Origin of the sequence: Fervidobacterium islandicum (assembly GCF_000767275.3) — a bacterium.
GTDB classification, from domain to species: domain Bacteria; phylum Thermotogota; class Thermotogae; order Thermotogales; family Fervidobacteriaceae; genus Fervidobacterium; species Fervidobacterium islandicum.
This window is the reverse complement of the sequence record NZ_CP014334.2, coordinates 335,147-348,782: the sequence shown is the minus strand read 5'-3', so window position 1 is coordinate 348,782 and position 13,636 is coordinate 335,147. Positions and strand designations below refer to the sequence as shown.

Sequence of the window (13,636 nt, the reverse complement as noted above, 5' to 3'; positions counted from 1 at the left end):
CAAAAGTGCATAGGGTCAAGGTGAAGGAGTCGGCCTATTAGTACCGGTTGGCTCCACACATCGCTGTGCTCCCACCACCGGCCTATCAAGGTCCTCTTCTCGGACCGGCCTTGGAGGCCTCATCTTGGAGCGCGCTTCCCGCTTAGATGCTTTCAGCGGTTATCGCTCAGGAGCGTGGCTACCCAGCGTATGCCCTTGGCAGGACAGCTGGTACACCAGAGGCTCCCTCACCCTGGTCCTCTCGTACAAAGGGCGACCCTCCTCAAGCCTCCTGCGCCCGCAGCAGATAGGGACCGACCTGTCTCACGACGGTCTGAACCCAGCTCACGTACCCCTTTAATAGGCGAACAGCCTAACCCTTGGGACCTGCTTCAGCCCCAGGATGGGATGAGCCGACATCGAGGTGCCGAGCCTAGCCGTCGATGTGAACTCTCGGGCTAGACTAGCCTGTTATCCCCGGGGTAACTTTTGTCCGTTGATCGACGACCCTTCCACTCGGAGTCGCCGGGTCACTAGGACCGGGTTTCCCCTCTGCTCGACCCGTCGGTCTCGCAGTCAGCCCGGCTTTTGCCCTTGCACTCTTACGGTGGATTTCCAACCCACCTGAGCCGAGCTTTGCGCGCCTCCGTTACCCTTTAGGAGGCGACCGCCCCAGTCAAACTGCCCACCTGGCACTGTCCCTCGCGTGCTCTCCACACGCGTAGGTTAGAACTCCGCTGCGACGAGGGTGGTATCCCACCGGCGGCTCCCCGCACCCTGGCGAGCACGGTTCTCAGCCTCCCACCTATCCTGTACACGCCGCAACAGAGCACAATACCAGGCTACAGTAAAGCTCCACGGGGTCTTTCCGTCTAGCTGCGGGTACTGGGCATCTTCACCCAGACTGAAATTTCACCGGGTCCCCTGCCGAGACAGTGCCCCAGTCGTTACGCCATTCATGCAGGTCGGAACTTACCCGACAAGGAATTTCGCTACCTTAGGACCGTTATAGTTACGGCCGCCGTTTACCGGGGCTTCGGTTCGGAGCTTGCACCCCTCCCCTTAACCTTCCGGCACCGGGCAGGCGTCAGTCCCTATACTTCCTCTCATCGAGTTTGCAGAGACCTGTGTTTTTGGTAAACAGTCGCCAGGGCCTTGTCACTGCGGCTACCTCGGCCTCCCCCAGTTTCCACCTTTCGGCTTCCCCTGGGTTCAACCTACCGTAGCACCCCTTCTCCCGAAGTTACGGGGCCAATTTGCCGAGTTCCTTGGCAAGGGTTATCCCGCTCCCCTTAGCTTTCTCAGCCCGCCTACCTGTGTCGGTTTGCGGAACGGGCACCCACGTATCACTACACGCGGCTTTTCTTGGCAGTCTGGCGTCAGTCCCGTTGAGCCCTCTCGGGCTCTCCCCTTCACGGCTCAGCTCAGGCTGCGGACTTACCTACAGCCCTCTCCGCCTAACCGCTTGGAGGGATTTGCCACTTATCCCCGGAGCTTAGCCTCCTGCGTCCCCGCCTACAGTATCGATACGCAGGTGGTACCGGAATATTAACCGGTTTCCCATCGGGTACCCCTTTCGGGTTTCCCTTAGGTCCCGACTCACCCTGGGCGGACGACCCTTCCCCAGGTACCCTTAGGCTTTCGGGGGGATGGATTCTCACCATCCTCTCGTATACTCATGCCTGGATTCTCACTTCCGCCTCGTCCAGTAGCCCTCTCGGGTCTACCTTCTCCCTACCGCGGAACGCTCCCCTACCAACCAGCTTCCGCTGGTTCCGTGGCTTCGGGGGGTGGCTTCAGCCCCGCACATTTTCGGCGCAGTGCGTCTCGACCGGTGAGCTGTTACGCACTCTTTAAATGATGGCTGCTTCTAAGCCAACATCCCGGTTGTCTAGGACGCACCACTTCCTTCCTCTTCACACTTAGCCACCTCTCCGGGCCCTTAGCCGACGGTCTGGGTTGTTCCCCTCTCGTCCGTGGAGCTTATCCCCCACGGGCTCACTCCCGGCATTAGTGTGGTGGCATTCGCAGTTTGACAGGGTTCGCAGGTAACCCCACTAGCCCTATCAGTGCTCTACCTCCACCACAGAACTGCCGAGGCTGCACCTCAATGCATTTCGGGGAGAACCAGCTATCACCGGGTTCGGTTAGCTTTTCACTCCTACCCACAGGTCATCCGAGGATTTTTCACGATCCACCGGTTCGGACCTCCAGTGGGTTTTACCCCACCTTCATCCTGCCCATGGGTAGCTCACCCGGCTTCGGGTCTACCGCACCTGACTCACGCCCTATTCGGACTCGCTTTCGCTTCGGCTCCGCCTCTCCCGGCTTAACCTCGCCAGGTACGGTAACTCCCAGGCTCATTAATCAAAAGGCACATCGTCACCCTCTCGGGCTCCGACTTCTTGTAGGCACGCAGTTTCAGGTCTCTTTCACTCCCCTTCCGGGGTGCTTTTCACCTTTCCCTCACGGTACTGGTTGCGCTATCGGTCGGCAGGTAGTATTTAGCCTTGGAGGGTGGTCCCCCCTGATTCACGCGGGATTCCTCGAGTCCCGCGCTACTCGGGATCACAGCCACTCCTGCGCGTTGCGTTTCGCCTACGGGGCTATCACCCTCTACGGCCAGCCTTCCCAGACTGTTCGGCTACACAACGCCTCAGAGCGGTCTCAGCCTAGCTGTGTCCCACAACCCCAGCACTAACGCTGGTTTAGGCTCCTCCCCTTTCGATCGCCTCTACTCAGGGAATCTCGTTTGATTTCTTCTCCTCCGGGTACTGAGATGTTTCACTTCCCCGGGTTTCGCGCCTTTGGTGGCGCACGGGATTGCTCCCGTGCAGGTTGCCCCATTCGGGAATCCTGGGATCAACGCTCGCTTGCAGCTCCCCCAGGCTTTTCGCAGCTTGCCACGCCCTTCCTCGCCTCCTGCCGCCTAGGCATCCACTGCGTGCCCTTAGTACCTTCACCTTACCCTATGCACTTTTCAATGACCCTCCACCCATTGGTGGAGACAAGGGGATTCGAACCCCTGACCCCCTGCTTGCAAAGCAGGTGCTCTCCCAGCTGAGCTATGTCCCCACCCATGGTGGGCTCGGGAGGAATCGAACCTCCGACCTCACGCTTATCAGGCGTGCGCTCTGACCATCTGAGCTACGAGCCCGATCACTCAAATCCGAATAGCAGCCACCATCCTCTCCTTAGAAAGGAGGTGATCCAGGCGCACCTTCCGGTACACCTACCTTGTTACGACTTAGCCCCCCTCACCACGTTCACCCTCAACGGCGCCCCTAAGGGTCACCGTCTTCGGGTGCCCGCGACTCGGGTGGCTTGACGGGCGGTGTGTACAAGGCCCGGGAACGTATTCACCGCGGCGTGGCTGATCCGCGATTACTAGCGATTCCGGCTTCATGTGGGCGGGTTTCAGCCCACAATCTGAACTGGGGGATGGTTTCAGGGTTTTGCTCAGCATCGCTGCCTCGCTTCCCGCTGTCCATCCCATTGTAGCGCGTGTGTCGCCCAGGACATAAGGGGCACGAGTATCTGACGTCATCCCCTCCTTCCTCCGGCTCGTCGCCGGCAGTCCCCTTAGAGTGCCCGGCCTTACCGCTGGCAACTAAGGGCAGGGGTTGCGCTCGTTGCGGGACTTAACCCAACACCTCACGGCACGAGCTGACGACGACCGTGCACCACCTGTGCTGGCTCCCTACCTTGCGGTAGGGTCCCTCACCTTTCGGCTCGGTACCACCAGCATGTCAAGCCCTGGTAAGGTTCTTGGCTTAGCTTCCAATTAAACCACACGCTCCACCGCTTGTGCGGGCCCCCGTCAATTCCTTTGAGTTTCACCCTTGCGGGCGTACTCCCCAGGCGGCTCACTTATCGCGTTCGCTTCAGCACGGAGACTTCCGTCCCCACACCTAGTGAGCATCGTTTACGGCTAGGACTACCCGGGTATCTAATCCGGTTCGCTCCCCTAGCTTTCGTGCCTCAGCGTCGGTTACGGCCCAGCAGACCGACTTCTCCACCGGCGTTCCTGCTGATATCTACGGATTTCACCCCTACACCAGCAGTTCCGTCTGCCTCTGCCGCACCCAAGCCAAGTAGTTTCCAGCGCATACCCACAGTTGAGCCGTGGAATTTTACGCCAGACACACTCGGCCGCCTACGCACCCTTTACGCCCAGTAATTCCGGGTAACGCTCGCCCCCTACGTATTACCGCGGCTGCTGGCACGTAGTTAGCCGGGGCTTATTCGTCGGGTACCATCAGTCCTTTTTCCCCGACAAAAGGAGTTTACACCCCGAAGGGCTTCGTCCTCCACGCGGCGTCGCTGGATCAGGCTTCCGCCCATTGTCCAATATCCCCCACTGCTGCCTCCCGTAGGAGTAGGGCCCGTGTCTCAGTGCCCTTGTGGCCGGCCATCCTCTCAGACCGGCTACCCGTCGTAGGCTTGGTAGGCCGTTACCCTACCAACTACCTGATGGGACGCAGGCCGCTCCCCTGGCGCCTTTCGGCCTCTACTCTCCCGAGTCTACGGCGGTTTACCCGCAGTTTCCCACGGCTATCCGCCTCCAGGGGGCACGTTCCTACGCGTTACGCACCCGTCCGCCGCTATGCAGCCTTCGGCAAAAGCCTCCAGCTGCACCGCTCGACTTGCATGTGTTAGGCACGCCGCCAGCGTTCACCCTGAGCCAGGATCAAACCCTCCAAGCTAATCCTTGTCAGGCTCAACCCTGCTCTTATTTTTTTCGGTGGCTGCTATTCGTATTTCAATGACCGGACTCTTTTTTTACCTTCATCGAGTCGCTGCTGTGCGCTTTGCTAATTTATCACACTCTATTAGTTTTGTCAAGACTCAAATTTTTTCGCTTAATCTTTCTTAAGCGTTCTTAAGCGTTACTTAATTTACCACATGCTTTTGATTTTGTCAACTGCGCTTTTTGTTTTCCTTTTTGCCTGTCTTTTTTCAGACGGCGAAAGCCATTTTACTACGCCTTGTGTTAACTGTAAAGTCCATCTCAGTAACGGATTATCCGAATCTTCTGTTACACATTCCAAACACTTTCCTATTCCTCAGGCGTTTCAATAAAACCAAAAGCCCTGAATTTATCATGGCTTTGAAAAAGTTATATAGTAACTATTTGTTCAGATTTTGAATTCGATACCACTCTCTTGAACTTCTTGTTGATTCTCTTTGTTGGTGGACTTTGCGTTTTTTCCTTCTCCCATATCAAAGGTCTGACCGAGTGCTAAGACCGTCGCAAGTTCAACAGGTAGACTTGCCTTTACTATCTTCTCCACCGTTGTTTTCACATCATATGGCACTCTCACAAATTCATACCAGTAAACTCCGCTCTCAACGTACAAAATCAAATAGGTAGCCCCCGGAATACCGTCTTTTGTCCTTCCAACGCTTCCTGGGTTTAGTACGGTCTTACCAAAAAGATGCCGTGCCATCATCAAGTGTGTGTGACCGTTGATGATGATATCTTCTTCTACATTCCTTAACAATATCTTCAGCCTATCAGCAGAGGTTGAGGGTTTCACATATTCAAGCAAGTGATTAGCGGGACTCCCGTGGACCAGCAAGATCTTTACGCCCTCAACTTCGATGGAAAGTTTGTGGGGGAGCTTTTTGAGAAAGTCTTTGTTTTCTTTTGTGGTGTGTTTTATAGTCCAGTTGATCGATTCATCCCCTACTTCTGTCTCCCTGCCAGGATTGTACGCACAGCCGCAGCTGTCTTTCTCATAGCCAATTGCATCGTCATAATTTCCCATAACAGTCGGGATGTTGTACTGACGTATTATCTCAACCACTTCGTTTGGGTTTGGACCGTAGCCTACAAGGTCACCGAGGCAATATATTTCGTCTAAATTCTTCTTTTTGATGTCCTCAAGTACTGCACTTAAAGCTTCTAAGTTCGAATGTATATCAGAAATAAACGCTATTTTTCTCATTTCAAAGCCTCCTACACTTTTTTAAGTATTATATCATGTCTAAAGGTCTCTAGTTTTAAGAATTGTTAAGTGTGGTACAATACTCTTAAGACTGATACTGCCGAGGAGGGGGAAAATGAAGTTCTTCGTGGCGGATGCTTTTACAAACAAGCCATTCTTGGGCAACCCTGCAGGAGTTGTGATTTTAGAAAATCAGGACAATCTAAGTGACTCTGTTATGCAGAACATTGCTAAAGAGGTCAGATTCTCTGAAACGGCTTTTGTAAGAAGCATTTCAAAGGATGAATTCGATATCAGGTACTTTACTCCCGTTGCAGAGGTTGACCTCTGCGGCCACGCGACAATTGGTTCTTTCAAGGTATTGGAATACTTGGAGTTAGTCAAAGCAGGCTGCGTATACAAAGCTCACACTCGTGCTGGTATTATCGATGTATCTATAGAAGAAGGGAAAGTGATGATGGAGCAGGCAACACCGGTAATGGGGGAAGAGCTAGAGATGGATGATATTAAGAAGGTGGCTGAACTGCTTGGTATAGAGGAAGATGAGATCGGAGATAGAAAGTATACATTAAAACCACAAGCGGTCAGTACAGGACTTTGGGATCTGATCGTACCAGTTAAATCAAAACAGACGCTTTTCTCGTTATCACCTGATTTTGATAGTATATCGGATTACTGCAGGATAAACAATATTGTTAGTTTCCATATTTTCACGCTTGATGAAACTCGGGCACTTGCAAATTGTCGAGATTTTGCTCCTCTCTACGGGATACCTGAAGAATCCGCAACGGGAACAGCGAATGGTGCGTTGATTTACTATCTGTACAAGCACGGTATCGTTGAACCGGAAAAGATGTACGAGGTAATCCAAGGTGAAACCATGAATAGGATGTCCAACATATTTGCCAAAGTACACTTGAAAGATGGAGTGTATAAAGCATACGTGGGTGGGGATGCGAAGATAGTTATCGAAGGTAGTCTTCTGATTTGAGAATTTGAGAATTTAAAAAACGGGGGAAATCCCCCGCTTTTTCATCTCGTCATTTTGCTAAAATTCCATCGACGATACTCCTTATCTTTGCTTCGAATTTCTCTAAGTCAGCGAGCGCTTGCTCTTTTGTTTGTGCTTTTACCATCACGTAGGCCTTCATTTTTGGTTCTGTACCCGAAGGTCTGACATAAATACGTGCGTTGTCGAAATCTAATCTCAGAGTTTCGTTTGGAATTACCCCGTTGTACCCTTCTGAGTAGTCGATAACTTGCTTAACTTCTTCAGCTTTTGTTTGTTTCAACTTAGCGTATACATCGAGCGCTTGTTCAACCGATTTGAAGTCGAAATTGACGAGTTTTTCAAAATAGTATCCGTACTGTTTGTATAGTTCTTCCATCTTGTTAAGTAGATCAAACCTAACGGCTGCTTTTGCCACCAATCCACAAGCAAGGACCGCGTCTTTGTCTCTTGCTAAATCCCCGGTTAAGTACCCACAACTTTCTTCGAATCCAAAGACAAAGTCCAGGTCTTTCCCTTTCTCAACCAAATCACCGATGAACTTGAAACCCGTTGGTACTTCAAACAATTTTATCCCACTTTCGTCGCACATAGGTCTCACCATATCTGTTGTTACTATGGTCTTTACGAGCATACCTTTATTCCTTCCAGAACTTAAGTATTCATCAATCAACATTTTGGATAGTAAAACCCCGACCTGATTACCTGTTAACCTGACGTCTTTAAATACAACACCAACCCTGTCTGCATCTGGGTCTGTTGCAAGTCCAAGGTCTACATTATAGTCTGCCATGTACTTTTTCAATAGTTCAAGTGCTCTATCATCTTCTGGATTCGGTGTCTTCACAGTTGGGAAATTCCCGTTGTGCTCCATCTGCTCGACGACCTCTACGACTTCCGCTCCAAGCATTCTCAGTAGTTTGGGTACAAATCTTGCACCTGTTCCGTGGAGAGGAGAATAAACTACCTTCAAGCCTTTTAAATCTACATTCACAAGCTTTGCCACATCCGAAATGTATTCATCAAGCACCTCGTTCGGCACTATTTTATACTTTTCCACCGCATTTATTGGTTGGTTCCATGCTCGTTTCACCATTTCGGTAAGTACGTCGGTAACTTCTGGTACTGCCTGGACACCGTTTGATGTATAGACTTTGTAACCGTTGTATTCAGGGGGGTTGTGACTCGCGGTTATCACAACTCCCATATCCATGCCGAGTTTTCGTACACCATAAGACAAGACAGGCGTTGGTACTGGTTCTCCAAAAACATAAACGTCCATACCTTCACCCGCAAATACAGATGCACTGACCTTTGCAAATTCTTGTGAGTTGTTCCTTGTATCATATGCTATCAGAACTTTTTTGAGACCTTTCATCTTCATGTACTCGGCTACGCCCTTCGATGCAACAGCTACGGTTTTTTCATCGAACTCCCCTTCTCTCATTATCCCTCTTATACCACCTGTTCCGAAAAGTATCATGCACTTTCCTCCTTTCTTAGCATCTCTATTATTATGAACAATGAGACGACGAAGATAAAGTAAAATGTATTGAGTGCCATCGCTACTTCTGTGTTCCTTGAACTCATCAACCTGAACACAACAGCTGCGAACGTTGTTATAGGAGGTTCAGCAAGTGTTAGAGTACCAGATGTCTCACCAACGGAGATTGTAAACGAATAAACGAAAGCTATGAAGACGTAGTTCTTTATCAAAGGAATCGCTATCTTCCATATCCATCGTACAGCGTCTGCTCCGTCCACTTTTGCTGCATCGATGATACTCTCCGGTACATTCCTCCACCCAGCTTCAAGTATACCGAAAGTGATAGGCAAGTTAATCAGAGAATGAACAAGGATGAGTTTAAGGAGCACGGGAATATTGACAAAGACGTATGAAAACGCTATCGTCACCGACGACATGGCAGCCGGTATGAGTACAATATAATACGACCTTCTTCCTCTTGACGAATAGTATCCAGCAAACATCGAAATTATAACACTTATCAGTGAAGAGGTGAAGGCTATAACAACCGTGTACAGAACCATGCTTTTAAAGTTCGTCCCTACAAGGTACTCTAAGTCTTCTGAGAGAAGCATTCTGAAATTCGTCAGTGAAAACTTACCGTAGTAATCTAAAAAGCCCGAAAGTGCTGAATAAACAAGCGGTATAAAGATCAAAAGTGCCGATACTCCAAAGAAAAAATAGCCCCAAAGAGGGAATTCATCAAGATGCCGGTAGTGATGCTTTTCATAGCCCTCCCTTTTAATGGATGTAAAAAAGCCAAGAACGGAGATGAACAAGAGTTGGAAAAGCATGAGTGTGGATGCCGCTTTGAAATCGAAAGTAATTCTTGAGTACATGTAAATTGCCACTTCGAGAGTGGAGTATCTGATGCCACCGAGTATCAAGACCACTGAAAAGCTCGTAAATGTGTAAATGTATGTGAGGAAAAACGCCCTGAGGATAGACGGAAGAAGTACCGGTACCTCCACTTTCCAAAATACTTGCCATTTACTGGCACCATCGACCTTTGCGGCCTCAATTAAATAACCATCCATATTCTCCCAAGCTTCCCCAACTATCCTGATGAAGAGCGGGAAGTTGTAGAACACATGACCTAAAAGTATCGCTGTAAACGTGTAGAGTATGCGAACATCAAGTCCCAGAAGCCTTAGTATCTGTGAATACAATCCTTTGTTACCAAATACCAGGAAAAAGCCTATAGCCATTGTGATACCTGGTAACACAAACGGTATGCTAGACATTACACGAAAAACTTTTTTTATAACCGGATGTATCTTAGTTCTTCCAACGAGGTACGCACCGGGTATTCCCAGTAGTGTTGTGAATACCGAAGATACCAAAGCTTGATATATTGTAAACCTTATCTTCGAAGCGTTATCGACCAGAGCGGTAAGAGAAAACCCTCCGGCAAATCGAAGGTTTAGGATAAAAGGTACAAGTAATGCGATGATTATGTAAAAAATGGGAATCAGCGCAACTGTCAATTTGACGGTCCGTTTTACCATCTTCTGCACCACTTAGAAGATCAACCCCCGTTTATCTCCTTTTCGAACTCTTCTTATTCGAGTCAGTTTATATATGCTCTGCTCTAATCCTCCTTTTCTGTTGCAACTCAACCAAATTCGTCTGTAATCTTCCAAAACACGCTCAAGTTCGCCATCGAATTCGTTCCACTCATCCTCAGGGATATTTTCAACAGAACCGTACGTTCTTAAAAATCTTAGTACTTGCAATCCCAACTTCGCAAAGTCCATGTTGTTGCTTATTTGTTCCACTACGTCCGAGAGCTTACTTTCTTCTGAAACCAATGAACTGAGCTCCTTCTTCATTGTTTTTAGTTCACTCTCGATGTTTTCTAACGTTTCGTAACTGATTTCTTTCAGTTTCTCGTTCTGACTGAATCTATCTGGGTAGACAAACGCGTAGAAGTAAGGAGTTCCATTCGGTGTATACGGTAATGCATTGTGTAGTTGTCCAAGTCTGTGTATGAACTGAGCTAAAGGTCTTTCTGTTTCAAATACATAGAGATTTACAGCGTCCAGAAGTTCATCAACTTCCAACCCGGTGATGTTCCATCCTAAAGCCGCACTGAAAGCAAATCCAATCCATGAGAAAGGCAAGTGTTGTGGATGTCCGTTGTCTCCCCAATCCGTAGTTAGAACTCCTATCGCACCGTGCTTATATCCATTGTAAACCGCATTCTTTATGTTCTCAATTGCGTTATCTGTTCTTCCGATAAAGGTGTTCCACGTGGACGTGCCGGGGCAAACGTAGAACGACAGACCGCTTTTCGAATAAAGTTCGCACTTTTCGTCAAATGGGTGATCAGCCTCGTAACCCCACACCATTGCGATCATATCTTTCGGCAACTGCGGGATGAATTCGGGATGATTCTCAATGATATCTCCCCAGAACATAACAGCCTTTTTGTATCTTTTTGCGATATTGTAGATCTTCATCAGAAAATCAAAATATACCTTTCCTTTCCCATATCTTTCACACAAGTCTTTCGATTTCCCCTGCCCTAAGTCAAACGTCTCATCACAGCCTATATTCACCTGCTCACTTGAGAAGTTTGGCAAGAACTCCCTGAGAATGTCTTCAACAAACTTCACAGATTCAGGTACTGCCGGCGAGATGGAAAACGGGTACTCGTACCGTCCTCCCCATGGTGTTTCATATCCATCTGATGCCTCGGCAAGATGCTTGTATTCATCGTGTATGAGCCATTTACTCAGATGTCCGAACGTGTTCTGATTAGGGACAAGTTCAATGAAATGCGATTTGCAAAAGGTATCGAGCTCAATGATTTCTTCGTGTGTTAACGGGCTGTAGTCTTCCCACACCTTTTCATGACCTCTGTAGGCAAACGTGTGCTCTGTGTAAAGCTGCAGTTGGTTTACCTTCAGCTCTGAAAGTTTTTCGATGATGAATTTAAGCACCTCGAGTTTTGGAATTCTGTCACGACTTACATCTATCATTATGCCTCGATACAAAAAGTCTGGATAATCTTCGATAAATACATTCGGCAAACCATTGAAGTGAGAACTTTGTCTCAAAATCTGCCTTAGCGTTTGTACTCCATAGAACAGACCCGTATCATCATGGGCGATTATCGTAATTCTTCCGTCTATTACCAGTCTGTAACCCTCGTGTTTTGGAAAAAGATAGGGATTTGAAATCAACTGAACGAACTCATCACCGTTTGTAGATTTTGTTACTGTATATCCCGCAAATGATTCTGCACTGCGCTTAAGATATCTCGCTATTTCTTCGTTCGTTGTGTAGATAAAACCATACTTGGGAATTTCTGTAATTGCCGATTCTTCAAAGGTCCACTTTAATACTTTTGGTTTCGGAATTAGAAGTATTCTTGCGCTCATGCCCACACCCCCTGTTATTTTCCAAAATTGTGCGTTTCAATTGTCTCCAGAAAAGATTATACCACCATAAGCAGATTAATTAAGCGTACTCATAGAGAATTCATAACAATCGCAAAACAAAGTTCAAATATTTTTGCTTGAAGAACGTGTTGTGTTGTGATAGTGTTTTTGTATAACCAAATATTTGTACAACCAAAAAAGAAGCTAAAAAACCGTGGGGGGAAGAGTATGGAAAGAAAAACGGTAGTAGTGCTTGATTTTGGTTCACAGTACACGCAATTGATACTCCGGCGTGTCAGGGAACTAGGGTTTTACGGGGAACTGCTCCCGTATGATGAACCTTGGGAAAACGTTCAAAAGCTATCACCAAGTGCGTTTATTCTTTCCGGAGGTCCGGCAAGTGTCTACGATGAGAATTCACCAAAGATACCTTCCTATGTTTTTGAAAGCAACCTACCTGTGCTTGGAATCTGCTATGGTCTTCAAGCGCTCGTCCATCAACTCGGAGGTAGAGTCGAGAAATCTCCTCACAGGGAATTTGGCCCTGCTGAACTTGAAATTGTAAAACATGTTGGCATATTCGAAGGTCTACCTGAGAAATTCACCGTCTGGATGAGCCATTCTGATAGGGTTGAAGTGTTGCCGGATGGATTTGAGGTAATTGCCAAGAGCGAGAACTCGCCTTACGCGGCGATACGGAGTCAAAATGACAAATACTTCGGTGTCCAGTTCCACCCCGAAGTTGTCCATACACAACATGGGAAAGAAATCTTAAAGAACTTCCTAACTGTCGTAGCGCAACTTTCTCCGAATTGGTCGATGAAGAACCTTGCCGAAGAATTGATAAAAGAACTGAGGGAGAAAATCGATGGCAAAGTCATCTTGGGTCTATCTGGTGGTGTGGACTCTTCCGTTGTCGCGATGCTTTTGCACAAAGCTGTACCTGACAAACTGATACCGATATTTGTTGACACGGGGCTTTTGAGGAAGAATGAGGGTCAGGAAGTTGTTAAGCGATTTGAAGAACTGGGAATAAAGATACACTACGTTGACGCATCGGATAGATTTTTCAAAGCCTTGGAGGGAATTGAAGATCCTGAGGAAAAGAGGAAAAGAATCGGGCATACATTTATAGACGTCTTTTACGAAGAAGCGATGAAACTCAGACAGCAGCACGGTGATATTGAATATCTGGCACAAGGGACATTGTATCCGGACGTAATAGAGAGTAAAGTAGCGGAAAGGAAAGCTGGAGCAAAGATTAAGACACATCACAACGTCGGTGGATTACCAGAAAAGCTGCCGTTCAAAATCATCGAACCGCTCAGGTACCTCTTCAAAGATGAAGTGAGAGCACTTGGAAAGGAATTAGGTTTGCCGGAAAGCATACTCTATCGCCATCCATTCCCCGGGCCCGGACTTGCGGTTAGAATCATCGGACCTGTGACGAGGGAAGCTGTCAAAATCCTACAGGAAGCGGATGCGATATTCATCGAGGAGCTGAAGAAATGGGATTTGTACAACAAAGTGTGGCAAGCGTTTGCTGTGCTTCTCCCAGTAAAAACTGTCGGAGTTATGGGCGACTACAGAACTTACGAAAATGTGATAGCACTAAGGGCCGTTACGAGCGAAGATGGAATGACCGCCGATTGGGCAAAACTACCTCATGAGTTTTTGAACCATGTTGCGAAAAGGATTGTAAACGAAGTCAGAGGTGTTAACAGAGTTGTGTACGATATAACCTCGAAGCCACCTGCCACAATTGAGTGGGAATAACTTTTAAAAA

At 48.2% G+C, this 13,636-nt stretch carries 6 protein-coding genes, 2 tRNA genes and 2 rRNA genes; 2 read left to right on the top strand and 8 right to left on the bottom strand.

The window, feature by feature from the left end:
• Positions 1-17: 17 nt before the first annotated feature.
• The 5 genes from NA23_RS01635 to NA23_RS01615 all read right to left on the bottom strand — a co-directional run bounded on the left by NA23_RS01635 (position 18) and on the right by NA23_RS01615 (position 5,930).
• A 23S ribosomal RNA gene (locus NA23_RS01635) occupies positions 18-2,943 on the bottom strand.
• A 35-nt stretch (positions 2,944-2,978) separates the two neighbouring features.
• A tRNA-Ala gene (locus NA23_RS01630) sits at positions 2,979-3,054 on the bottom strand.
• Between the two features lie 5 nt (positions 3,055-3,059).
• Positions 3,060-3,136: transfer RNA gene (locus NA23_RS01625), tRNA-Ile, on the bottom strand.
• A gap of 41 nt (positions 3,137-3,177) precedes the next feature.
• A 16S ribosomal RNA gene (locus NA23_RS01620) occupies positions 3,178-4,685 on the bottom strand.
• Together the 16S and 23S rRNA genes with 2 tRNA genes alongside form the textbook arrangement of a ribosomal RNA operon.
• Before the next feature lie 432 nt (positions 4,686-5,117).
• Positions 5,118-5,930 (bottom strand): metallophosphoesterase family protein, encoded by an 813-nt coding sequence (locus NA23_RS01615; RefSeq protein ID WP_033191354.1) that lies wholly within the window; start codon positions 5,928-5,930, stop codon positions 5,118-5,120.
• A gap of 115 nt (positions 5,931-6,045) precedes the next feature.
• On the opposite strand from NA23_RS01615, the gene NA23_RS01610 reads away from it, so the two are divergent.
• A complete protein-coding gene (locus NA23_RS01610; protein WP_033191355.1) occupies positions 6,046-6,921 on the top strand; it encodes a PhzF family phenazine biosynthesis protein in 876 nt (291 codons plus the stop codon).
• Between the two features lie 49 nt (positions 6,922-6,970).
• Here NA23_RS01610 and NA23_RS01605 read toward each other — a convergent pair whose 3' ends face one another.
• Genes NA23_RS01605 through NA23_RS01595 form a run of 3 tightly spaced genes read right to left on the bottom strand, consistent with a single transcriptional unit; the run spans position 6,971 to position 11,850 of the window.
• Entirely contained in the window at positions 6,971-8,422 is a 1,452-nt protein-coding gene (locus NA23_RS01605; RefSeq protein WP_033191356.1) for a phospho-sugar mutase, read from the bottom strand.
• The gene (locus tag NA23_RS01600) at positions 8,419-9,984 is read right to left on the bottom strand and encodes an ABC transporter permease (protein WP_249477113.1); all 1,566 of its coding nucleotides are present in this window, start codon (positions 9,982-9,984) and stop codon (positions 8,419-8,421) included. The genes NA23_RS01605 and NA23_RS01600 overlap by 4 nt, the downstream gene beginning before the upstream one ends.
• On the bottom strand, positions 9,985-11,850 hold the full coding sequence (locus NA23_RS01595) for a family 20 glycosylhydrolase (RefSeq protein WP_033191357.1): 1,866 nt from the start codon (positions 11,848-11,850) through the stop codon (positions 9,985-9,987).
• Positions 11,851-12,078: 228 nt separating this feature from the next.
• On the opposite strand from NA23_RS01595, the gene guaA reads away from it, so the two are divergent.
• Entirely contained in the window at positions 12,079-13,626 is a 1,548-nt protein-coding gene (gene guaA, locus NA23_RS01590; protein WP_033191358.1) for a glutamine-hydrolyzing GMP synthase, read from the top strand.
• Positions 13,627-13,636: the final 10 nt, after the last annotated feature.